Annotated in this window: 18 protein-coding genes; 7 read left to right on the top strand and 11 right to left on the bottom strand. The window is 62.7% G+C overall.

The window, feature by feature from the left end:
* Positions 1-5: 5 nt before the first annotated feature.
* Entirely contained in the window at positions 6-2,009 is a 2,004-nt protein-coding gene (locus I7X18_RS02685; RefSeq protein WP_404822756.1) for a primary-amine oxidase, read from the bottom strand.
* A 501-nt stretch (positions 2,010-2,510) separates the two neighbouring features.
* Here I7X18_RS02685 and I7X18_RS02680 point away from each other — a divergent pair.
* The 5 genes from I7X18_RS02680 (at position 2,511) to I7X18_RS02665 (ending at position 8,128) form a co-directional block, all read left to right on the top strand.
* A complete protein-coding gene (locus I7X18_RS02680) occupies positions 2,511-3,944 on the top strand; it encodes an APC family permease (protein WP_193044680.1) in 1,434 nt (477 codons plus the stop codon).
* 49 nt (positions 3,945-3,993) lie between these two features.
* Entirely contained in the window at positions 3,994-4,863 is an 870-nt protein-coding gene (locus I7X18_RS02675) for a phytanoyl-CoA dioxygenase family protein (protein ID WP_193044681.1), read from the top strand.
* Between the two features lie 43 nt (positions 4,864-4,906).
* On the top strand, positions 4,907-5,779 hold the full coding sequence (locus tag I7X18_RS02670; protein WP_193044682.1) for a phytanoyl-CoA dioxygenase family protein: 873 nt from the start codon (positions 4,907-4,909) through the stop codon (positions 5,777-5,779).
* Between the two features lie 353 nt (positions 5,780-6,132).
* Positions 6,133-6,432 carry a zinc-binding dehydrogenase gene (locus I7X18_RS29920; protein WP_332522611.1) on the top strand — a complete coding sequence of 100 codons (300 nt, stop codon included), beginning with the start codon at positions 6,133-6,135 and terminating at the stop codon, positions 6,430-6,432.
* Between the two features lie 295 nt (positions 6,433-6,727).
* Positions 6,728-8,128 carry an APC family permease gene (locus I7X18_RS02665; RefSeq protein ID WP_193044683.1) on the top strand — a complete coding sequence of 467 codons (1,401 nt, stop codon included), beginning with the start codon at positions 6,728-6,730 and terminating at the stop codon, positions 8,126-8,128.
* Between the two features lie 203 nt (positions 8,129-8,331).
* Here the strand turns inward: I7X18_RS02665 and surE are convergent, their stop codons facing one another.
* From surE to I7X18_RS02625, 8 genes are all read right to left on the bottom strand, one after another.
* Positions 8,332-9,195, bottom strand: a complete 864-nt coding sequence (surE, locus tag I7X18_RS02660; RefSeq protein WP_193044684.1) for a 5'/3'-nucleotidase SurE — start codon at positions 9,193-9,195, stop codon at positions 8,332-8,334.
* A gap of 247 nt (positions 9,196-9,442) precedes the next feature.
* Positions 9,443-10,465: an acrylyl-CoA reductase family protein gene (locus tag I7X18_RS02655; protein ID WP_198730517.1), complete on the bottom strand. Its 1,023-nt coding sequence runs from the start codon at positions 10,463-10,465 to the stop codon at positions 9,443-9,445.
* Positions 10,431-11,291: an enoyl-CoA hydratase/isomerase family protein gene (locus I7X18_RS02650; RefSeq protein WP_193044686.1), complete on the bottom strand. Its 861-nt coding sequence runs from the start codon at positions 11,289-11,291 to the stop codon at positions 10,431-10,433. The genes I7X18_RS02655 and I7X18_RS02650 overlap by 35 nt, the downstream gene beginning before the upstream one ends.
* Positions 11,292-11,298: 7 nt before the next feature.
* Positions 11,299-12,039, bottom strand: coding sequence for an enoyl-CoA hydratase/isomerase family protein (locus I7X18_RS02645; RefSeq protein WP_193044687.1), 741 nt, complete (start codon positions 12,037-12,039; stop codon positions 11,299-11,301).
* Positions 12,040-12,123: 84 nt separating this feature from the next.
* On the bottom strand, positions 12,124-13,296 hold the full coding sequence (locus I7X18_RS02640; RefSeq protein WP_193044688.1) for an acyl-CoA dehydrogenase family protein: 1,173 nt from the start codon (positions 13,294-13,296) through the stop codon (positions 12,124-12,126).
* Between the two features lie 36 nt (positions 13,297-13,332).
* Positions 13,333-14,553 carry an acetyl-CoA C-acetyltransferase gene (locus tag I7X18_RS02635; protein WP_193044689.1) on the bottom strand — a complete coding sequence of 407 codons (1,221 nt, stop codon included), beginning with the start codon at positions 14,551-14,553 and terminating at the stop codon, positions 13,333-13,335.
* Between the two features lie 38 nt (positions 14,554-14,591).
* Positions 14,592-15,359, bottom strand: a complete 768-nt coding sequence (locus I7X18_RS02630) for an SDR family NAD(P)-dependent oxidoreductase (RefSeq protein ID WP_193044690.1) — start codon at positions 15,357-15,359, stop codon at positions 14,592-14,594.
* 49 nt (positions 15,360-15,408) lie between these two features.
* Positions 15,409-16,137 (bottom strand): SDR family oxidoreductase, encoded by a 729-nt coding sequence (locus I7X18_RS02625; RefSeq protein WP_193044691.1) that lies wholly within the window; start codon positions 16,135-16,137, stop codon positions 15,409-15,411.
* A gap of 333 nt (positions 16,138-16,470) precedes the next feature.
* On the opposite strand from I7X18_RS02625, the gene I7X18_RS02620 reads away from it, so the two are divergent.
* Positions 16,471-17,640, top strand: coding sequence for a thiolase family protein (locus I7X18_RS02620; protein ID WP_193044692.1), 1,170 nt, complete (start codon positions 16,471-16,473; stop codon positions 17,638-17,640).
* Positions 17,633-18,661 (top strand): DMT family transporter, encoded by a 1,029-nt coding sequence (locus I7X18_RS02615; RefSeq protein WP_193044693.1) that lies wholly within the window; start codon positions 17,633-17,635, stop codon positions 18,659-18,661. The genes I7X18_RS02620 and I7X18_RS02615 overlap by 8 nt, the downstream gene beginning before the upstream one ends.
* 841 nt (positions 18,662-19,502) lie before the next feature.
* On the opposite strand, the gene I7X18_RS02610 is transcribed toward I7X18_RS02615, so the two are convergent.
* A complete protein-coding gene (locus I7X18_RS02610) occupies positions 19,503-20,981 on the bottom strand; it encodes an amino acid permease (protein WP_226862957.1) in 1,479 nt (492 codons plus the stop codon).
* 213 nt (positions 20,982-21,194) lie between these two features.
* Positions 21,195-23,288 carry an acetate--CoA ligase family protein gene (locus tag I7X18_RS02605; protein WP_193044694.1) on the bottom strand — a complete coding sequence of 698 codons (2,094 nt, stop codon included), beginning with the start codon at positions 23,286-23,288 and terminating at the stop codon, positions 21,195-21,197.

The following is a 23,288-nucleotide window of genomic DNA, read 5'->3' as shown; positions in this document are numbered from 1 at the left end:
TCGGTCTAAGTCGGCTCAAATGTACTGGCATCCTTCGGCGGGGAGGAAACGTGGCCACAGTGCCCTGCTGTCGGCGTCGGCGCCGGCACGTCCATTGCAGGGTTTTGGTTGAAGAATCCCACCGGCTTCAGCGTGAATCCGGTGTACTCGACGGGCATGACTGGCCAGTCTTCGGGCCTGGTGATGTGAGTCGTGCCGAAGGTGTGCCACACGACGATGTCCTCGCCGTCCAAGCCTTCGTCGGCGACCTGGTACCGCGGCAGGCCGTCGCCACCGTGATGTTGATTCGGGAAATCACCTGCGGGATAGCGTTCGTCGGGACGGTAGCGGGTCACCCACAGGTTTTTCGTCGCAAAGTGCGCGCGGGCCGCGATCGGTGAGTCCGGATTGGCTAAGAGGGTCGGTGTGCTGTGCGGTACCAGCTTGTAGGCCGGGGACTGCCCGAGGCGGTTGACCGTGTCAGTGCTCGATATCTTCCAGACCCGTGACGCGGCCTGATCAGCCACCCGCGCGGCGGTGGATTCGCGGTCAAGCAGAGTGGAGTGCACGCGGAAGGCGTTGCCGTACGGGTTGTCCGGGCCCATCTGGTCTGCGACGACGTCGAGTTCTTCCACCCGGTTGCGTTCCCCGTCGACCTGCATATGTAGTCGCGCACAGAACAAGTGCTGATGAAACGGCGCGACGATGCCAGGTGCCACCTGGGCGGCGTGCGGGTTGACGACACCCTCGAGTTGCGTATTGGCGAATACGATGCCGGTCAGCTTGGCTTCGAACTGGATCGTACCGTCCTGGTACAGGTACCAGAAGAATCCGTAGTCGTAGTTGCCGATGGCGGCGAAGAACGACACCACCAGGCGGCGTGACCGTCGCGTCACTGATACACCCGTGAAGAATTCGTCATGCTTCCACAGCACGCCGTAGTCCTCTTCGTGCATACAGACGACATTGCCTGCTGTGTAGGGCATCCCTTGGTCATCAGGCAGGACCGCGTCGAAATAGTGAATCTCGCCTAGGCAGTCGCAGCCCAATGTCAGGGAGCTTGCCGAGCGGCCCAGGTAATACTCGCCGGCGTCGAAATAGTTGATCCATCGCCGTGCAGGGTGTGGATCGCCGTACGGGACAACCATTTCAGCTATTGAGGCGCGATGGATGATCGGCCGAGAGCGCCCGTCATCGTCATAGCGGATTTGATGCAGAACCAGTCCTTCGCGAACATCGAATCCGATGCGAAAAGACCACTTCTGCCAACAGACATATCGCCCTTCGACGGTAAAGCTGGCGCCCTCGGGCTGGGTGATCTCCAACGGCTTGACGTCCTGCCGGAAGCGGCCCTCAACGCCATTGGTGAGAATTCCGGGATCCGAGGGGATCGGTGCGACACCGTAATCGATCACTTCGATCACTCTGCGGTTGGTCATGTCGACGTTGACGACGAGTCCGTCGACTGGTCGCGCCCAAGGGTTGTCCTCATTCGCCTCACGATGCAACGTCAGCACGCGGTAAACCCGAATCCCGATTTCGGAAGCGACATCGAAGAAACCGGGAGTCATCGTGGTCAGGATCGACAAGCTTGCGTCGGTGATTCCACGTTGCGCGATGGCCCGTCGCCAGTCAGGGTGTGCACGGACCAGTTCCTCGACCACTGGCGGTTCGCCGGCGAGCATTCCAGGTTGCCCGTACGGCGGTTGGGAAGCGTCGAAGCTTCTCCACGACAACATGTTTCCCGAGGTCACCGACACGACGGCCATTCGAACCTGGCTGGCTGCGACATCGACGAGGACGACCCTGAGGCGGCGCTCGAAGCGGTCAGTAGGCGTGAACCCCTCCAGGAGTTTCTTTTCGGGTTCGTCGAGGTGCACGCTGGCGACGCTGATGCCGGGCGCCAAGTGTCCAGCCTCTTCGAGGATGGCCCGCGCACGCTTGAATTCCTCAGGAGAGATTGGATCGAGGGGGTGAAGCGCCTGCGGGGCTACGACTTCGGCACCCCACGCGGCCACGGCCTCGCTCAGTGACATGGCATGCACTTCCTTTCGTTGTGTCGAGTCCGGCAGAGGCCACTGGGCAGCGCTCGCAACCGCCTCCAAAAGTAGGACGTATGTCCGACTTCGTGCGAACTCTATGCGCGACAACAGTATTGATCAAGCGGGGGCGGCTCGTTCACGGGAACGTAACAGGGAGCAGGGTGGCAGCCCACTCCGGTTACGTCCGTCGCGCCTGTGTAACGCCAGCATTAATTCACGGCCGCGCGGCTTGCAGGCGACGCCATGACATGTCAAAGTTCGATCCAGACTCGGACACCCGTTCGAGTCAGCGCTTCGGGGCGATGCTCGCTCGAAACGGAAAGGCGAAGCTCCTTTCGACGCTGTCCTATAGCCGGGGCCCGCCAAATCTGTTGTTCTCTTTGGGTTCCCACCCAAGAATTGCTGTCGTGGCAGTCGATGACGTCTGCCTGATCACGTGCCAAACGCGCCATCTTGGCCCACTAGGGCGCCGATTCACTAGGACTGACCATGACAACTGCTCGCGATGTATCTGCGGGAGAGCTGCCGTCCACCGGCACTTCCGAACCCGGCCCGACGCTGGCGGCCGGCCGTATCAGTGCGTGGCAGGCACTGTTTTTCGGCCTAGCCGCCCTCAGCTTGCCGGGACTCATCGGCTCGCAAGGGGCCTACCTCGTCATCGGAGGCAACAGCGCGTGGTTGGCAACGGCTGTGGCCGCGGCTTTCGGCGTCGTACTCGCCTTCATCGTGGTGAAATTCGCTCGCAAGCATGTTGTTTCGGGCTCACTCATGTCGTACTTGAGGCTGGAGATGGGCACCCGCGCCGGGATACTTGGCGGGTCAGCGCTCTTCGTGGGATATGTCGGCGCGGTGACTACTTATCTCTCGATTGCGTTGTACTTCGGGTTGAGCTCACTGTCGAAGTTTGATATCGCCTATCCCTCTGCCGGTGTGATGGTTTCACTGGCAGTAATGATTGTCGCGGGATGCTGCTTCCTGCAGCGCAGAGGAGTCTCGGTGTCGGTTAACATCGCGATCATTCTGGGGCTCTTGTGTCTACCACTGGTGGCAATCATCGTTGCGGCGGCAGTCATACAGCATGGTGTTCAGCTAGGCGCACAGTTCGCGCTCGAGGGATTCCACGTCGCCGCGTTCGTCCCAGCCGTGGTAATTGCCTTCGGCGCCTACTGCGGTTTCGAGGGCCTGACCGCGCTGGCCAAGGAAACCCGCGATCCGCGTACGACCATGCCCACGGTGGTGCTGACGCTGGTCCTGACCGTTACGGTCGCGACGTTGGCCTCGGCGCTGTTGACGGTGCCGATCATGGTCAACAATGCTGATCAGTTGGCTGCCGGCGTGTCTCCGCTTGGCGTCTTGGCCAATGTCGGTGGCGTCGGATATTTAGGGGACATTGCCAATGTCCTGATGGCGGTCTCGTCGGTGGGATCGTTGCTGGCCTATCTGAACGATTCGTCGCGGGTGGTCGCCACTGCTGCTCAGGATGGGTATTTGCCAGCGGGTCTTGGCCGCATACAGCCCCAGTTCCACACGCCGTCGGTTGCGGCCATCGCGATCGGCGCTGTCTCGGCGATCATGTTCGCCGCCTTCGTTCTGCTGAGTTCTGATGGGCTCCTGGGGGCGACCATCAATTTCCTCGTATTTGTTTCTCATTCGTGGCTGGTCGTCTACACAGCGATGGCCGTTGCGGGAGCAGTCACCACGTGGCGTAGCACTGGCCTTTCGTTCAACGTGGTCGTGGCGGCGTTCACAGCATTTGCGCTCGTAGCCATGTTGGGCTACTCGGTTGCGACGGGAACCGGCACCACGGCCGTTTTCAGCTGGGTAGCGATCGGTCTGATCGTTGCCCTGTTCGTCGTAGGCGTCGTCCGTGTTCGTCGCGAGCTAGCCACCACCGATATGCCTTCGCCTTCGCCGGCCGCGTGACATCCGCAATCGACGACCTGACGCACCACCCAAACGCCAAGGAGGAACGATGACAAGGGTAGTGCTGGACCCACTGACCCGGGTGCCCCGCTCAACTTCCAACGAAGAGATTATTTCCCTCGTTGCACGCGACGGTGGCGTCGTGATCGAGGGCTTCCTCGAACCCGGGGTTGTTGCGGCGTTCAACTCGGAGATCGATCCGTTCGCTGCCAGCCGCGAGCCGGGCAGCCTGGACACCACCGGTTCCGACGTCAGTTGGGGCAACAACACCAAGCGTTTGACCAATATGATCGTGCGCAGCCAGATATTTCGGGAGCACATTGTCGCCGACAACAAGTTGCTCGATCTGGCAGCCATGCAATTACACGGCACTTGCGATCAATTCTGGATGAACACAACGCAATTGGTCGATATCGGACCCGGCAGTCCGGCGCAAACGCTGCATCGGGATATGGAGAACTACCCGGCATTTCTTCCGATGGGGCCGTCCGGCCCCGAGGTGATGTGCAACTTCCTCTACGCACTCACGGAGTTCACCGAAGAAAACGGCGCAACTCGAATTATCCCAGGCAGCCACACCTGGAACGACTATACGCAACGGGGAACTTCGGCCGACACCGTTCCGGTCGTGCTGCAGCCGGGCGACGTCCTGTTTTTCAGCGGGAAGCTGGCCCATGGCGGTGGCGGTAATACGACGGCAAACGAGTGGCGTCGTGCCCTGCTGATCCCGTTCAATCCTGGATGGCTGGTTCCCGAAGAGGCATACCCATTTATGATCGACATAGAGACTGCACAGGCATTACCCGAACGCGTCCAACAACTCATCGGCTTCCGGTCGTTCTACAACACCGTCAACAACGGCGGCCAACTATGGACTGCTGATTACGAGAGCCTCGCGGCTTATCTAGGCCTGGACTGAGCAACCTTCTGCCATCCGCACCAATTCACACAAGGACAACAGCATGACTACCTCCACCCAACGCACGGCACTCACGACGCTACCCGCAACAGCCACTGCCGCCGACATCGCCGAAGCCACCAACCGGGACGGCGGTGTCATCGTCAAGAACGTGCTATCGGAAGAGCTTCTCGCACAAATCAATTCAGAGGTCGATCCCTACTTGGCCGCCGAAAACCCTTCGAAAGGGTACGGGGACGACCCGGAATTCTATGGACGTCGAACCAAGCGTCTGGAAGGACTAGTCCAGAAAAGCGATGCAGTGGTCGAAGCGGTGCTCGATGAGAGGCTGCAGCTGTGGGTGCATGAGTGCCTCGATTGGGGCGCCGATTTCCAACTCAACACTGCGCAGGTCATCGAGATTGGCCCCGGCGAGCCCGCGCAGGAGCTGCACCGCGACGAACTGCTGTGGCCTCAGGTCGCCGGCGGCCACCATGAACTGATGGTCAGTTGCATGCTCGCGCTTTCTGACTTCACCGAGGATGTCGGGGCTACGCGCGTAGTTCCGGGTTCACACACTGATGCTTCCCCTGATTGCAGCCAATACGACGCGGCCAAGGACTCGGTGCCGGCGGTGATGAACGCTGGAGATGCGCTCTTCTTCACCGGCAAGGTGGTCCACGGCGGTGGGCCAAACAATACGACGAACAGATCGCGACGAGGTCTAACGATCACATTCAGCCTCGGCTGGCTGCGCTCGGAAGAAGCGAATACCTTGGCGATCACCCATGACCGTGCCAAGCAGCTGCCACCGCGGATGCGGGAACTCTGCAGTTTCGCGGCATACTATCCCTACGGGCGTGACAACACGGTCTTGTACTTTCGCCTGGACATGGATGACCCGTATCGCATTCTCTTTGACGAGCCGCGTCCCTAAGGTCCAGCGCAAGCAACGCCGGCAACTTTGAGGGATCGAGACAAGCTATTCCCCAATCCCTGGCCGGTCTTGCCTGTCGGCGACGGTTGAAAGCTAGCCAGAAGCGACCGTCGCCACCGGCCTACACTTCGACGGTGTCAGCACCGCCTCACGGTGACGGATTGCCTCGGAGATCGGGGGCGTCCGGCCCGATATCGGAGTTAGATGATCAGCCACCGTTCATAGGTTCACCCGGCGCGCCCGGTTGAAGTGCCGCTTCTCCCGGCGTGACACCACCACCCGTGAAAGGTCTGAGGCTCTCGGTGGCGTGTTCCCGCTGATTGATCACGTCTCCACAGCCTTTCTGCCGTCTTGTGGCCGTTGCCGGTGGTGCAGACAGGGAATGCAGTACCTCTGTGATCGCGAGGCCCGACACGGACGCCGGCCTCGGCCTGGATGGCTCGCCGCGCCTCATCCTCCGTAGCACTGGCACGGTGGCCATCGTCGGTGTCGGCGGCGTAGGTATCAACGCCGTCCAAGGCGCACGCAGTGCTGGAGCGACCCACATCGTCGCCGTCGACCCTGTCGGGTTCAAGCGTGAACAGGCTCTGTTGTTCGGTGCCACACACGTTTGCCTCACTGCGCGAAGCGCAACCCTTCATTTGCGTCGGTGACCAATGGTCAGGGCGCTGATGCTGCGATCGTCACGGTTGGCGCCGCTGACGGTGAGATCATTGGTGAGGCCTTTTCGTCGGTGCGCAAAGCCGGCAGTGTCGCGGTCGTCTCAATCGGCCAGAATGCACTGGGCCTGGTATCAGTCCGGTTGAGTTGGTCGCCTACGCGAAAACCATCCGCGGCGTCATGATTCACGAGCACTGGAGCTGCGACGACGACGTTCCCGAGCACTGGAGCTGCCTCAGATCTTCGGACAACCCCAGCCGGGCACTGCAGCCTCAACAAGGAGGATTCATGACGGACACTGCAAACCAACCGCCCAGTGGTGCCGACGACATCGGTTTGGAGGCAGGCCAAGTCGGCAAAGCTGGGCTCGTCGCCATGTCCATCTCATCGTTCTTCCCCGCAGTAGGTATCGCACTCGTCCCGTTCTTGATGCTGTCGGTGACGGGACCCACTGGCTGGCTCGCCACAGTGCTGGCGGCCACAGTGATCATCCTCATCGGCTGCGCCGTCGTTCACTTCGCGCGGCGCTACGTCGCGACAGGATCGTTGTACTCCTATATCGGGGAAGTGTTCGGGCCGTGGTCTCGGTATGTGACCGGTGCGGCACTGCTGCTGGGGTTCGCCTCCCTGCTTGCTTCGCTTTACTTACTGTTTGGCGTGTTCGTCGGGAGTTTCCTGTTCTCGCGGGGATTCGAGGACGCCTTCTCCGTGGGGGTCCAGCTCTCCCTCGGTCTCGTGGTGCTGGCGATATCCACGGGAATCGCGTACCGGGGGCTGGATACCTCGGTGAAAGTGACGATCACGCTGGCGGCAGTGTCGGTCCCTCTGGTGGCTTTCATCAGTGTGGTCAGCGCCTTCAAGACCGGCTTTGATTTATCACTTCAGCTCGATTTCTCGGACTTCAGCATCGGCGACCTGCTCAACGCCACAGCGCTTGTAGTCGCGTATCTGATCGGCTTTGAGAGCTGCGCAGCGCTCGCTGAGGAAACGCGGGATCCGAAGCAGTCGGTTCCTCTGGCAGTGATGTCAGTTCCCGTCGTGCTCGGCGGGGCATTCACGGTAGCCACCGTACTGCAGATGCCGGGCCTAGTCGCGTCTTCTGAACACCTGCAGCAGGGTATGTCCGCACCCGCAGTTGTTGCCATGAATGCGGGGCTACCCGGGTGGGTCGGCGAGATCGCCGACCTGCTGTTGGCGGCGGCAGTGCTCGCCACGCTAATTGCGTTTGTCAACTATGGGTCTCGGTTTGTCCTGACACTCGGCAAGGACGGCTTACTCCCCCGCTGGACGACCGTTGTGCATAAGGCTCACCACACGCCGCACTTCGCACAGTTCACGCTTTCCGCACTGGCGGCGGTCGTTGCGGTTGCAGTCACCTTCTACACCGGAGACACCCAAAAGTCGTACATCATTATTGCACCAGTCCTGGTGTACGCGTGGGTGATTCCTTATGCACTCATCACGCTGGGGGTAGTCGTGATGGCTTTCCGAGAGCGGAGGTGGCCATGGTTGTTGATGGTTGCCTCGTTCTTGGGCGGCGGCGGCATGATCTGGACGTACGTCAATAGCCTTGTCAATCCACCGGAGCCACCTGCAGACGCGATGAGCTGGATCACGCCGGTCGCTTTGGTGGCAACGATCCTGGCCCTGGGCTTTGTCGGACGGAGTCGCGCTTTACGCGAGAAGTAGGCGTGCAGAGGGGCGCTGGTCGACCGCCCGGCGAAGTCAGAGGCGGGTTCCAGCAGCTGTGGTCCGACTCGGGCGGATGTGTCTGCAATGGGCAATGACGCAGAGACGGCGCTAATTTCGACCCCTGGGGCGCGATCGTCGTACGGATGAATGACAGCGGCGTCCGACCACCGCCCCCAGGAGCGATCATCTCGCCGTCGGGTCTAGGTAGCTGCTGCTCCATTCAGAAGGTCATCGGAGCCGGCCGGAAACGACCTCTCGTTCGCTCGGGCGACGAAGCCGGCCGCCCAATTGTTGACGGCGCGCACTATCTGGGCCTCGGATACCTCAGCAGCCACCGCGGCCAAGGTGACATGTCCTTTCATCAACGCGGAAGCATCCGAACCAGGATCTGCCGCGAAACCGCCGGCGCGCGCCTCGGGTGGTCCCCAAATCCAGTATCGCCGTCCGGACGTTGTCAAGTCTCGGGTGACGGCACCACGAGTTGCCACTCCGCGTCCCAAACTGGCCTTGACGACCCTGCCGGTCCACCTGCGCTCGTGGGGAAGGTTGACGATCAAAGCCGCTCGGTGTGGCGGTGGCAGTGATCCGAGCTGATGGACGAGGCCGCTCGCTAAGGGCGCGAGTCCGAACGAATACTCTGAGCGTTGAACGCGACTCAGTGCACCGTCTTTGCTCTGCTGAGAGAACGCGATCGCCGGAATACCCAGCTGTGATGCCGCGACGGCCGCGGAGACGGTCCCGGACGATGTGATCTCTTCACCAAGATTGACCCCATGGCGTATTCCGGAGACGACGACGTCGACCCGCCCAAGCAAGTCGGAGAGCAGTCCCATGCGGACGCAATCCACTGGTGACCCGTCAAGGGAGTAGATCGGCGAGCTCGGAGAGCCGCCAGTGAATTGAATGGCGACTGACTGGTCGAGGGTCACCATCGCGCCGGCACCGCTACGCTGGGTGGTTGGTGCGACGGTAGCCACGAAGTGGCCGAGCTTGATGAGCTCTTCGCGCAGAGCGCGCATTCCAACGCTGCCCACGCCATCTTCGTTGGTGAGAAGGACTTTCACAACAGAGCGGCTTCCTTGTTTCGCCAGGCGGGGGTAGATGCCCTCGCCGCAGAACTGATGGATCGTTTACTTGCTGGCGCAAGTCCGCCGGACTTGAACGTCGGTCCCGCGACAGCAGTGTCACTGAAGGGCTGGCAGGTTCAGCCACTAGGAACAACACTCCGTGATGACGCCAAGTCACTCACGCCGAAGTGAACGCCCACCTGCCGCCAGTTCGCCGACGTTCCCGAATGCGGTTCACAGTTCCTTACACTTGAGGGAGCTGGACGAGCGAACGGCCGTGAGCCCGGCCGGCCAGGATGTCGTCCAGCGCATCCGGGAGCTCGTCAAGACCGACGGTTCGGCCCGCCAACGTGTCGTACTGGTGAGCGTGCACAGTACCCGCGATCCACTGCCAGATCTCGCTCCGGCGCCCGATGGGACAAGCCACCGAGTCGATACCGACGAGGCGGATCCCGCGCAGAATGAACGGGAAGACCGTCGTTTCGAGCTTCGGGCCACCAGTGTTGCCGCTTGCCGCCACGGTTCCGCCGTATCGCGTGCCGGCCAGCGCTGCGTGCAGCGTGGCGCCACCGACACTGTCGACGACGCCGGCCCAGGTTTCCTTGCCCAGCGCTTTGGCATCGGACGGTAGCCGGTCGATTACGGCAGCCGCTCCCAAGGACTTCAGCCGGTCCTCCTGATCGCGCCGTCCAGTGCTGGCCACTACTTCGAAGCCGAGATTCGCAAGCATCGTGACCGCGAAACTTCCCACGCCGCCGGTCGCGCCGGTGACGAGCACCGGACCCGACTCAGGTGTGACACCGTTGTCCTGCAACGCAATAGCCGACAATGCAGCCGTGAAGCCCGCCGTTCCGCTGATCATTGCCCCTCGCGAATCGAGTGCAGGGGGCCGGGCGACGATCCACTCGGCCGGAACCTTGGCGTACTGCGCGAACCCCCCGTGCCGCGCGACACCTAGTTCATAGCCGTGGGCGAGGACGGCATCGCCTACCTGTAGCGGGCTCCCGCCCGGGTCGGCGACCGTACCTGCGAGGTCGATTCCGGGAATGAGCGGCCAGATGCGCGCCACACGTCCGTCAGGGGTCGAGGCCAAGCCGTCCTTGTAGTTGATGCTTGACCACTCGACGTTGATGCGTACCTCACTATCGAGGAGCGGATCTGTCTCGAGCTCGCGGACCTCGCGGAAGAAGTCACCAGATTCGTTCTTACCCACCACGAATGCCCGGAAGCTGTCAGCCGCGCTCATGGTCTTCTCCCTCTTGTCCATCCATCGTGTGAAAGCTCCGTTGTGTCGCGTCTGCCCCGGGAGGGGCATCGTCTCTGGGCGGGAAGCGTCTCCGTAGGGCACTCTTGGTCTCTTGTCGGAGCAGGATGTCGACGTTGGAGCGGACCTCGAAGTCGTAGCTGCTCTCTTCGTCGCCGGTCTCGGCCAACTTCAGCGCACGCTTGGTCAGTCCGACGCCCTCGGCGGTGAATCCCTGCAGCTTTCCCGCGAGCTCGATCGCCTGCTGCAGAGCGGTTCCGGAGGGCGCCACCTCGTCGACAAGCCCGATGTCGCGGGCAGTCACTGCGTCCAGCTCGGCGTTGGTCAACAACATCCACCTCGCTCTGCCGGCGCCTATGAAGCGGGGCAGCTTCCACGTCAACCCGCCGGTGGGCAGCAGGCCGATCGCGAGGTCGCCGGCACAAAGCACGGCGTCTGCATCAGCCACACGAATATCTGCCATGCAGGCGATCTCCAGCCCGCCCCCGTATGTCAGGCCGTTGAGCGCCGCGATCACCGGCACGGAGCAGTTACGGATAGCGCGGTCCAGTTCCGCATACGTCTCCAAGTAGGGGGCGTACTCCTCATCGGTCATCGCGTTGATGGCCCGGACGTCGCCGCCAGCGCTGAACGCTCGCCCCTCCCCGGTCAAAATGATCACGCGGATGTCCTCGGCGCAGCCGTATGTGGTGATGAGATCGATCAATCTCTCCAGCATCGCCTTGCTCAGAACATTTAGAGTCCGGGCTCTGTTCAACGTGATGGACACGATCCCCGGAGCTACCCGTTCGTCGGTCACGTGCTCAACGGCATCGGCGGCGTCGGCCACGAGGCTGCTACCTTCCTTGCCCGTAATCATCGTTTTTTGCCTGCAGCTGTTCGCCGAGCAGTTCCAGCAGGTCTCCGGTTGCGGAGGCGGAGTCGACGCCCGAGTCAACCATGCGCTTTGCCAGTGCGAGTTGTGCGGTGGCGGAATTCTCGCTGATCCGTTTACCCAGCTTTATTGCGGCGCTGAGAGCGTCCCCCTGAGCGACGGACTCGATCGCCAGGCCCGCGTGCGCCGCCTGGTGTGCGTCGATTCTCTGTCCGCCGAGAATCATGTTGCGGGCCCAACTGAGTCCCAGCGTGCGGGTGACCTTGTATGTGCCGCCCCATCCGGGCAGCATCCCCTTCTGCACCTCCGGGAGGCCGAACTGGGCGCCCTCGGCGGCTACCACAAGATCGCACGCGAGGGCCAATTCGAACCCGCCCCCCAGCGCCCAGCCCTCCACGGCGGCGATGACCACACGGTGCAGCTTCTCGATGCGGTCCATCAGTATCTGCCCGTTGGCCACGTGCTGCACACGCTGGTCTTCGGTCATGGCTTGTGCGGCCTTCAGGTCGGAGCCCGCACAGAAGGCCATGCCGCCTGCTCCCGTAAGGACAACGACGCGCACGGCGGGATCGGCTTCTGCCTGTGCGAGCTCGTTCGTCATTGCGAGTATCGTCGCGTCGTCCAGTGCGTTTCGCCGGTCCGGACGTTCGATGGTGAGTGTTCGCACCGGTCCGTCGTCGTTGACGGAGAGCTGGGCGTTCACAGCCCGAACGCCATGACTGAGTTGGTGAAGTGGCAGCGCATGGAATGGGCCCCCTGGTAGGTGTTGCTCACGTGATCCTCTCCGTTACCAGTTAAGTTCTGCATACGGGAAGGCTTCCCGATTGAGGTGTCGGGCAATGATCAGCTGTTGGATCTGCGTCGTGCCGTCCAGGATCTGAAATGCCTTAGCGTCCCGAAAGAACCGCTCTGCCGGGTAATCCCGCGTCAGGCCCGCGCCGCCGTGCACCTGTACTGCTTCGGTAGAGATCCGCATCGCCGCACCGGTCGCCGCGAGTTTCGCCATGGACACCACCGCGCTGGCCGCACGAGAAGGGCGGTTGCTGAAGACATCGACCGCCCGGTCGAACAGTGTCCACGCCGCCGCAAGCTCGGCAGCGAGCTCAGCCAATAGGAAGCCAAGCCCCTGGTGCTCGATGATGGGTTTCCCGAAGCTGCGGCGACCTTTCGCGAATGTCACTGCCTCGTCGAGAGCCCGGCGGGCGAGGCCCAAGGACACCGCCGAAATGTTGAGCCGGGCCTCGTCAAGGGCGGCCATCGCCAGTTTGAAGCCCTCACCCTCCCCGCCCAGTCGCCAGTCAGCTGGTATGCGCACCGCATCGAAGTTGAGACTTGTTGCGGGCATTCCACGCAAGCCCAGGAGCTCTTCGTTTCGTCCGAACGAGAATCCCTGCGCATCGCGCGGAACGACGAATGCACTCACGCCGGATCTTGCGTCGTCGCTGGTGCGGGCGAAGACGGTGAAGTAATCGCCATAGCTGCCATTGGTGATGTAAATCTTCTGGCCATCAATGACATAGCTGTCGCCGTCGCGGCGTGCACGTGTCTTCATGCCGGCGGCATCGGAGCCCGACTCAGCTTCGGTCAACGCGAAGCATGGAATCGCCTCGCCTGCAGCGATTGAGGGCAGCACCTGCTTCTTGAGTGCCTCCGACCCCCCGAGGAGAATCGGCCGCACAGCGTCACCGGCATTACCGAAGGAGAGCGCCACCGCTGCTGAGCTGCGCGCCATCCGCTCCACGGCCAACAACGTGGTGCGTGAGCTGACCTCGACGCCGCCGTACTCCTCGGGCACGAACGTCGCGAAGAAGCCGAGAGCTCCGACCTCACGGTAAAAATCGAGCGGGAACTCCGCCGAAGCGTCGATCTCGGCGCTTCGGGGTTCGAGCCGCTCATCGACGAGTGCGCCGACCGCGGCAAGCATCGCCCGCTCTTCGGGCGTGAGATCAAATTCTGACATGGTTGCCCCTTTGGTTCAGAAGTGTTCGGCGATAATTCAATTGAGTCGTTGGAGGACCATCGCCATGCCCATGCCTCCGCCGATGCACATGGTCTCCACACCGATCTCCTTATCGCGACTCCGCAGTCCGTTCAGCAGCGTTGCCGTCATCCGCGCGCCGGTCATCCCGAAGGGGTGCCCCAACGCAATAGCACCGCCGTGGACGTTGAGTTTGTCCTCGGGGATCGCCAGGTCGCGCGCGCTGGCGATGACCTGAACGGCGAACGCTTCGTTGATCTCGAAGAGATCCACGTCGGTGACGTCCATACCGGCGGAATCCAACGCATTACGAGTCGCACCTACCGGACCAACCCCCATGATCTCCGGTGACAAGGCATGGACGCCGGTCGATCTGATTCTCGCCAATGGCGTGATGCCCAGTTCCTTGGCGCGTACGTCGCTCATGATGACCAGAGCTGCGGCACCATCGTTGAGCGGGCAGCAATTACCTGCAGTCACGGTGCCCTCCGACCGAAACGCCGGGGAGAGTTTCGCAAGAGCTTCCTGCGTCGTGTTGGGGCGCGGACTGTCATCGGCAGCCACGGTGTGCCCGTCGGGTGTGGTGACCGGGCATATTTCTCTGGCGAAGAATCCGTCGACGATCGCCTTCTCGGCGTTGCGCTGCGACCGTAACGCGAACTCGTCCTGTTGGTTACGCGAGATTCCGTACAAGGCGGCAACATTCTCTGCGGTTTGACCATCGGGGATGTAGACGTCAGGTAGGCGCCCATCGGTTCGCGGATCGTGCCATTCGGCCAGACTCGCCTCAGCTCCAGCCTCGGTCCGGCCCTGGGCCTCGTCGAAGGCCGGGTTCATGGTGCCCTCGAGGGTGTCCGAATTCCCTTTGTCGAAGCGGCTGATCATCTCGACGCCCGCGGAAATGTAGGCATGACCCTCGCCCGCCTTGATGGCGTGGTAAGCCATCCGTGTCGTCTGAAGCGAGGATGCGCAGTAGCGATTGACAGTCACCCCGGCAACTGTGTCGAGGCCGGCAAGCACCGCTACGACACGCGCGATGTTGAAGCCTTGCTCACCACCGGGCATTCCGCAGCCAAGCATCAAGTCGGTGATCGTCCCGGGGTCGAGTTCCGGAACATCGCCGAGGGCCGCTTGCACCATCTGGGCGGCGAGGTCGTCGCCCCGCATGCCGCGCAGCGATCCCTTGCGGGCGCGTCCGATCGGCGACCGGGCGACGGAGACTATGACGGCGTCGGGCATGCGGGGTCCTGTTCTCCTGGTGCTGAACGATTCTCGAGTCAGCCGGCCATCGTCAGGCCGCCGCTGACGCTGACCACCTGTCCGGTCATGTAACTCGCCGCGTCGCTTGCAAAGAACGCCACGACGGCGGCAGGGTCCGCGGGTTCAGCGACACGACGCAGCGGAATCGCGCGTACCAGTTTCTCGATCAGCTTCGGCGTGAGATCGATCTCCGACTGCAGCAACGGCGTCATCGTCGGTCCGGGGCACACGGCGTTGACCGTGACGGTGTACGGGGCGAGCTCGCGCGCCAGCGACTTGGTGAGTGCGATCACCCCACCCTTGGATGCTGCATAGACGGTCTCGCCCTTACTGCCGACGCGACCGGCATCCGAGGCCACGTTGACGATGGTGCCCGAGTTCTGCTCGATGAGTTTTGGCACCACCGCCCGGGTCATGTACAGGTTTGACCACAGGTTGATGTTGATGATCTTCTCCCAGAACTCCAGCGACTGCTCCCAGAACCGCCCCGGCTCGTCCCATCCCGCGACGTTGCAGAGGGCGTCGATCCCGCCAAGCTCTTCGAGCGCGTGGTTCACACCCGATTCGACCTGCGCCCACTGCGTGAGGTCGGCGGGGATGGTGACGACCTTGCTATCGGCGCCCTCGAGTTCCTGCTTGGCTTTATCGAGGCCGTCTGCGTTGATGTCGAATAGCGCCACGTCGGCGCCCTGCGCCACGGCGATGTCCGCCAGCGCCCGACCCATGCCCGACGCCGCGCCGGTGATCAGGAGCTTCTTGCCCTCGAGTGTCGGAGAATGTGCCATTTCCGTTGCCTTCCTATGGGTCTGTTGGGGGATCAAGTCGGTGGGGGCGTCAGCCGCCCAGGGTGGCGCCGCCGTCTGCGGTGATCAACTGGCCGGTGACGTAGCTCGAATCCGAGGAGCACAAGAAACTCACCACGCCGGCCATCTCGGAGGGTTCGGCGAAGCGGCCCACTGGAATTCCCGCAAGAAACCGTTCGCGGATCTCTTGGCTGAGACCTTGGATCATCCGTGTGTTCACCGCGCCCGGGGCGATCGCATTGGCGCGGATGTTGAAGCGCGCACCCTCGAGGGCGACGGTTCGCGTGAGGCTGACGATGCCCCCCTTGGCTGCGGAGTAGTTCGCCTGACCGTACGAGCCTCGCTCCGATGTGGAGGACACGCTGACGATCGAGCCGCCGGCTTCCTTCATGTGGCCAAAGACTGCCTGCGTCCCCAAGAATGCGCCTTTGAGATGGACGTCGATCACCGCTTGCCAGTCGTCGTCGGTGAGCTTGAGCAGGCTCTTGTCGCGGAGGATGCCCGCGTTGTTCAGCAATGCGGCGACCCGCCCCGCTTTCGCTGCGGCCGCCACGCATTCCTGCCAGTCGTCGCGACTGGTGACGTCGAGCCGGAACGGCTGCATGTGGTTTCCAGATTCGGCGGCTCGGTCCGCGGTCGCCTGCGCACCGTTCAGGTCTAGATCTGCGGCGATGACGTGGAATCCGTCGGCCGCAAGGCGCAGTGCACATGCGGCGCCGATGCCGCCGGCGGCGCCGGTGACAATCGCAACATCAGTCATTCAGAGCTCCTCACTCGATCGTTCGATAGACTAGCCGCGGCGATGCCCCGCCGTCAACCCGCGATGCCCCGCCGTCAACCCGCGTAAGCGGACGACAGCCAAGGGGGCGCTTGACTTTACGAACTTGGCCCGCGAAAGCGCCTGCCCGCTGGATTGGCGGGAGAATCCCCCGGATCTCGACAGCAGCGGGCAAGATGTGACCCCAGCCTTTTTGAACTGACGAATACTCGGTCGCGCCGCATTTGTGGTATAGATCGAACGATCGATAACCACGGTGGCGCAGCACCGGCGCTTCACCCAGTTCAGCAGGAGGATGTCGTGGCGCAAGGACCGATGACCGGACGCGAGGTTGCAATCGTGGAAGCCGTGCGACTCCCAGTGGGCCGCGGGCACGTCAAGAAGGGGTACTACCGCGACGTCCATCCGTCGACATTGCTGGCCGCCACCTACACGGCCCTGGTGGAGCGCACGGGGATTGATCCCGGCATCGTCGAGGACGTCGCCGCCGGCTGTTGCGAGCAGTGGGCCGAGCAGGGCATGAACATCGGCCGCAACGCGTGGTTGGAAGCAGGCCTACCTGTAGAGGTCCCCGCAGCCACGATCGACCGTCAGTGCGGCTCCTCACAGCAGGCCATCAACTATGCCGCCGCGCTGATTGCTTCCGGAGTGCACGACATTGCGATCGGCGCGGGCGTGGAGCACATGGGTCGGATCTCGATCGAGAAAGCCGAAGAGGTCATGTCCACCTACGGTCGCCCCTTCTCCGAGGCACTCATGCAGCGTCATGCGCTTGTACATCAGGGCATTTCGGCGGAGATGATCGCCGACAAGTGGGCTTTGTCCCGTACGGCGCTGGATGAGATCGCGGTGCAGTCGCATGTCCGCGCTGCGCGTGCGACGGACGAGGGACGATTCGAACGGGAAATCGTCCCCTTCTCGGTGGGAGATGAAACGCTGACCACCGATCAGGGCATTCGACCCGACACCACGGTGGAGCGGCTGGGCACCTTACGTCCTGCGTTTCTCGAGGACGGCACCGGCAAGCTCACGGCCGGGAACTCATCGCAGATTTCGGACGGCGCCGCCGGTGTTCTCCTCGTTGAGCGCCAGAAAGCCGTTGACCTAGGGCTTCCGGTTCGGGCCGTGATCGTGGACCAGGTGACAGTGGGCGTGGACCCGGTCATCATGTTGACAGGCCCCATCCCGGCGACGGCGAAGATCTTGGCCCGCAACAACATCACGATGCCTGATATCGACTTGTTCGAGATCAACGAGGCATTCGCCAGTGTCGTGGGTGCTTGGCAGCAGGAGTACGACGCCGATATGGCAAAGGTCAACGTCAACGGTGGCGCTATTGCGCTCGGTCATGCAATGGGCGCTACCGGCGCCCGCTTGATCACCACGTTGCTCCACGAACTCGAGCGCAGCGACAAGGAACTCGGGCTGGTGTCGATGTGTGTCGGCGGTGGCCTCGGTACCGCCACACTCATCAAACGTGTCTAAGGCCATACGCAAGGGTGGACTGGCGGGCTCCCTGAACCGCGTGGGGCCACGGGCGCAGGTCGCTGCAGGCGCCGGCTTCGTAGCGGCCGCGCCCGTCCTCATCGCCTTGGCGGACGTGTCCACTGCGACGACCAGCTTCTACAAGTGCGTTTTCGCCACGCCGGTCCTCGCGGTGATCGCCCTTCGGGATCGTCGCCGACATGGACCGTTTCAACCGCGCGTGCTGCCACTACTTTTCGTCGCAGGGGTCATGATTGGGTTGGATTTCGCGCTGTTCACACAGTCGATCAAGCTGGCGGGAGCGGGGATTGCGTCGATCCTGGTAAACGTCCAAATCGTGGTGTTGCCTGTGCTCGGCTTGATTCTGTACCGAGAGCGACTGCGCCGGCAGTACGTCGCTGTAGTGCCACTGATGTTCGTCGGTATCGCGTTGGCCGCCGGCGTGGCCGAAACGGGCGGACACCAGAACCAGCTGCTTTACGGAGCCTTTCTCGCTGTCACCGCCGGTGTTGCGTACAGCGTCTACCTGTTCATCGTCGCCCGTGTAGACACCCGCGGGCGCGCCGGAACCCAGGTCTTCGTCACAACGGTTGTTTCCGGGATTGTCGGGTCCACCATTTCCTTGACCTGGGGTGGTATTGACCTGGCGCCGGGATGGCAGTCCTTGGCGTGGCTTGCCGCAATGGCACTGGGCAGCAGTGTGATCGGCTGGATTCTCATCGGCCGGGCGTTGTACCGACTCCCGGCTGATGTCGGTGCGGCCATACTTCTGCTTCAACCGGTGATCTCACTGGTGCTCGCGATCGGGATCCTTGCCGAACGCCCATCGGTTCTTCAGCTCTGCGGGTGCGCCATCGTGGTCGTTGCCATCTGGTTCGTAGGCCGCAAACCCGGTGGGCATGGGGTCGACGACGTGGCCGACCCAACGGCTTTGGGGCGACCCCCTGAAACAGGGCCTACCTTACAGATGCCTGAATCCGCAGACCTCAAGTGTGCCAACCGCGCCCGTATGCGCCCCTGACGGAATAGGTTGAGCGGTCCGGCACGAAGCGACGGACGTTCCAGCGCACCAACTGCGGTCGGGGTGTCGCCATACCGGGGACTGCCGAGGCCGATTGCGGGTGTCCCCGTCGAGGATCGAAAGAAGGTTGCAGCCGTCCTTCGCTGGTGACGTCCATGTGAACCCGGCGCCACAACCGGTTTGATGGATCTGCTGCGACCGTCAGTGCGGTCGGTCCGCGACAGCCATCACAGTGGGGGCAGTTCGCGATGGAACGGCCACACAGCGAATCTACTGACAACGCACTTACGTATGTCGACGACGGTACTGATCGGACGGACCCGAACAGGGTCCGGCATGTAGTGCTGCTTGATGCCATACAGATCGTGCAACCAGGTAGCCGACGGCATTGTCTACGCAATATGGCTGCTCCCAAGCCCTTTGAGGCTGTCACTTCGTGTTGAGCTGACGAACTCGGCTGCCGATCCATCGGCCTGCCTCGTATTCGCTGCGCTCGACGTCTCCGAACTCTCCAAGCAGGCCGATGCCCGGGGCAAGCGCAGGTCTGCGATGAGTTTCTCGACGATTGCGCGATGTTCGCGCGCAGGTACTTGTCGTTGAGCATGATGGGCATTCGGGTCAGATCGGAGCGGTCAGCCCCGCTACTGAGTCATCATGTATTCCTGATGCCCGGTCGGGAGAAGCCGGTCCTCTGGCGGCCTGCGGGTGCACATTGATGCCCGCGGAAGTAGTGAAGCCATGTGCCGATCCGCGGCCCGTTTGTCGGTCGGGTGGAGACTCAGGCGCTGGGCCCGAGATCGGACGTCACACGACTCCGATCTCGGGCCCGGAGGCAAACGCCCTATCCGGAAGCCTTTTCCGAAGTCGGCGCATCACCGACGACGACGGGCGCATCTGGGGCCACCCCGACGGCAGGCTCTGAATCATCGGAAACCGAGTTGTTGCGACGGCCGCGGAGGCACTTCACGAGATAGGCGACGCAGATTACCGCCCAGATCGTCAGGCTGCTGAGGATCTCGATGCGGGATTCCGGTCGCACCGCCATGCTGATGAGCACGCCGACGATCGCCAGCCCGACCAGAATCGTCGTCGCAGGAAACAGCCATACCCGGAACGTCAAAATCTCCGGCTCTTCTCGTTCCCATTTGCGGCGAAGGCGGTACTGGGCGATGCAGATGAGTAAGTACACGAACAGGACCAGCGCACCAGAAGCGTTGAGAAGGAACATAAATACCGTGTCGGGGTACAGCGCGGCCAGAAGAATGCCCACGCATCCGCCGGCCGCACAGGCGAGGGTGCCCTTCACCGGCACGCCCCGAGAGTCAGTCTCGCTCATCCACTTCGGAGCATCACCTTGGCGAGCCATGACGAACAGCATCCTCGAGCACGTATACATGCCGGCATTCAGAACGGACAGGGCAGCGACAAGTACCACAAAGTTGAGCATGAGGGCGGTTCCAGGGACCCCGATGTGGTCCAACACCGCGACGAACGGAGATTCGCCGGGAACGATACTCGTCCACGGCAGCACAATGACGATCAGCAACGTCGACAACACGAAGAAGGCAATGATCCGGACCACAATCGACAGGACCGCCTTGCGAATCGCCTTTGCGGGATCGGTTGTTTCGGCTGCAGCGATGGTGGCTACCTCGGCACCGGTCATCGCGAAGATGACAACGCCGACCCCGGCCAACAGGGCACCCGGGCCGTTAGGCAGCACACCGCCGTGTTCGGTGAGGTTGGAGAAGTCCATCGTGGTACCGGGCCACAGACCAAGCGCCACCAGCGACGCAATCGTGATGAACGCGACGATCGCGACAACCTTGATCCCGGCGAACCAGAACTCCGCCTCGCCGAAGCTGCCCACCGAGAGCAGATTCACCCCGGTCAAGACGGCGAGAAATACCAAACCCGCCACCCAGACCGGTATCTGCGGCAGCCAGCTGTTGACCATCTGGCCCCCGACGACTGCTTCGAAGCCCACCACGATGACCCAAAACATCCAATACAGCCAACCTGTCGAGAACCCGCCCCATGCGCCAAGGCCCATCCGGTTGTAGTCCGCGAAACCACCGGAACGCGGCTTGGCAGCGGCCATCTCACCCAGCATCCGCATGACCATCAAGACAATGAGTCCGGTGGCGGCATAGGTCACGAATGCCAGTGGACCCGCGGCGTGGATGATCCCGCTTGACCCCACAAGCAGGGCCGCGCCGATGACACCGCCGAGCGAGAGCATCGTCAAGTGGCGCTGCTTCAAACCTGTTTTGAGCTCGTGAGCTGAATCGTCGTTGGAATGCTCCATGACGAACTCCATTCTGTGTCCCTTTAGGCGGTAGCCGCTCGATCGTTCGATCGGGACACTATCGGAGTCGTGTCCGTCACACAAGAGGAATGACGTGCCGACGGTTACCAGTCTGTTAACGCTTGCGGTTCAGTCGTTTTCATCCCTGCGGGCGCTCACGCGACGCCGGAACGACGGAACCGCCCGACTGCTGTGGCGCGTCGGGCGGTGGCCGCCGTGTGTCTTTTAGGCACCGGTGATGACGCGCGCGTCCAGCGCTAGGGCACCCTCAGCGGTGACCCGCAACGGATTGATCTCCACATCGGTGATCTCTTCGCTTGACATCAGCAACTCAGCCGCGGCCACGGCCGCCCGAGCGGCTGCATCGATGTCAGCTGGCGCCTTGCCCCTGGCCCCTTGTAGCAGCGCCGCAGCGTTGAGTGAGCGCAACAGATCGGCAACGTGGTCGGCCGAGGCGGGGGCCAGCGTGAGCGCGGTGTCGCGGAGGATTTCGGCGTAGATTCCGCCCAGACCCACCATAATGAGGGGGCCGAACACCGGATCGCGCCGAGCGCCGACGATCAGTTCGACACTGTCCCCCGGACTGATCATCGATTCCACCGAATACTCCTGAGAGCCGGTAGCGGCGCGCATCGAAGTAAAGGCCGCCGCCAGCTCGACATCAGAGGAAATGTTGAGCTGGACCCCGCCCATATCTGACTTATGAAGCAGGTCGACGGCTTTCAGCACGACGGGATAACCGATCGTACGTGCGGCAACGACGGCTTCCTCAGCGGTTCGGACCTGCTCGGCCTCGACGAAGTCCACTCCGCGGGCAGCGAGCGCACGCCGCGCCGGGAAGTATCCCGTCACCGGCTCGTGCGAACACCCACCCGCCACGTCGACTGCGAGTTCTCGCGTCGGTGTCGCGCGGGCAGCGAGGACCTTGTCGAGCGCTACTACACCGTCAGCCAAGTCGGAGAACACCGAGGCGCCCGACTGGCGAACGCGTTCCATCACCACACCAGCGGAGTCGGCGAACATGCTGTGGACGATCAGCGGAAGCGTGTGCTTCTGGGCGACCTGGCCGATCGTGTGGACCGATTCGATCTCGGCCGGTTCGAGCGCAGGATCGATAGCGGTGAACGCCCCCAGCCCACCGGTGACGACCAGAACATCGACTTCACCGCTTGCCGCCACCGCCGTGGCAGCGTCATCAAAGGCATTTACTCGAATATTGGCCGCCGCAAGATCAATTGGATTGGCCACATATGACGAAGGGTCGAGTACTTCAGTCAATTTTGTCTGCAAGGTCGCACTGAAGGGGACGATCTCGAAGTTACTTTCGCCGAGGGCGTCGCACGCGAGCACGGAGTGCCCGCCGCCGTCGCTGATGACGCCCACTCGCCGGCCGATCGTTCTGGGCTGGCGGACCAAGATGTCGGCGCAGTCCAAGGCCTCAACCAACGTGTCAGCGAGAATGACGCCGGCGTCGCGGCACGCGGCTGCAATCACCGCCGCGTTGGACGCCATGGCCCCGGTATGTGACTGAGCTGCCCGGGCGGCCGCTTCACCCCGAGGGGTCACCAGGACGACAGGTTTGCCTGCTGCCCCGGCCTTCCGCATGGCGCTGAGCAGCCTTCGCGCACGCCGGAACTCTTCGGCGTAGATCACGATGACCTCGGTCTCGTCCTGTGTGATCGCCGCCTCGACGAAGTGCCCGATGTCCAGGTCTGCCTGATTGCCCACCGAGACGAAACGTGCAGTGCCTATGCCGCGCGACCGCAACCCGAACACAAGCTCGAGCCCTACATTGCCGCTCTGAGAGATCACGGTGACAGGTCCGGCCGGAATGCCAGCCGGCCCCGCCTGGTCGTACACCAGATCAAGGTCGGTGTGCCGGTCGAGTACACCGAGGCAGTTCGGGCCCACCATCACCGCTCCGGCGGCACGGAGCCGATCGACGACGTCGTCTTGACGCCGCCGGCCGTCAATGCCGGCTTCGGCGAAACCGGCATTGACGGCGATCAGCGCGCGAACGCCCAGGTCGAGTGCCTCGCCGACGACACCCTCGAAGGCGTTGAGGGGCACGGCAAGCGCGACGAGTTCGGGCACCTCGGGCAGCTCGCTCAGTGACCGGACCGCGGGGCGGCCGTGTACCTCGTCGCGAGACGCGCTGACGAAGTAGACGGGCCGGCGCTTCTCACCCACCAGTGCGCCGCGCGCCAGCTGGCCACCCCACTTGTTGGTGTCCGAGGAAGCGCCGACAACGGCGACCGACGCCGGATCGAAGATGCACTTCAAGTCGGGATGCAGCTCTGGACGGGCGGAATGGACCAC

It is taken from the genome of Mycolicibacterium baixiangningiae (assembly GCF_016313185.1).
Taxonomy (GTDB): Bacteria; Actinomycetota; Actinomycetes; order Mycobacteriales; family Mycobacteriaceae; genus Mycobacterium; species Mycobacterium baixiangningiae.
This window is presented reverse-complemented; position numbering and strand designations above follow the sequence as displayed.

Bases quoted from the DNA above. Each gene is read 5' to 3' on its own strand.
- I7X18_RS02680 (WP_193044680.1), top strand. From the start codon at position 2,511: ATGACAACTGCTCGCGATGTATCTGCGGGAGAGCTGCCGTCCACCGGC.
- I7X18_RS02675 (WP_193044681.1), top strand. From the start codon at position 3,994: ATGACAAGGGTAGTGCTGGACCCACTGACCCGGGTGCCCCGCTCAACT.
- I7X18_RS02670 (WP_193044682.1), top strand. From the start codon at position 4,907: ATGACTACCTCCACCCAACGCACGGCACTCACGACGCTACCCGCAACA.
- I7X18_RS02665 (WP_193044683.1), top strand. From the start codon at position 6,728: ATGACGGACACTGCAAACCAACCGCCCAGTGGTGCCGACGACATCGGT.
- I7X18_RS02655 (WP_198730517.1), bottom strand. From the start codon at position 10,465: ATGGACAAGAGGGAGAAGACCATGAGCGCGGCTGACAGCTTCCGGGCA.
- I7X18_RS02640 (WP_193044688.1), bottom strand. From the start codon at position 13,296: ATGTCAGAATTTGATCTCACGCCCGAAGAGCGGGCGATGCTTGCCGCG.
- I7X18_RS02635 (WP_193044689.1), bottom strand. From the start codon at position 14,553: ATGCCCGACGCCGTCATAGTCTCCGTCGCCCGGTCGCCGATCGGACGC.
- I7X18_RS02630 (WP_193044690.1), bottom strand. From the start codon at position 15,359: ATGGCACATTCTCCGACACTCGAGGGCAAGAAGCTCCTGATCACCGGC.
- I7X18_RS02625 (WP_193044691.1), bottom strand. From the start codon at position 16,137: ATGACTGATGTTGCGATTGTCACCGGCGCCGCCGGCGGCATCGGCGCC.
- I7X18_RS02620 (WP_193044692.1), top strand. From the start codon at position 16,471: ATGACCGGACGCGAGGTTGCAATCGTGGAAGCCGTGCGACTCCCAGTG.
- I7X18_RS02610 (WP_226862957.1), bottom strand. From the start codon at position 20,981: ATGGAGTTCGTCATGGAGCATTCCAACGACGATTCAGCTCACGAGCTC.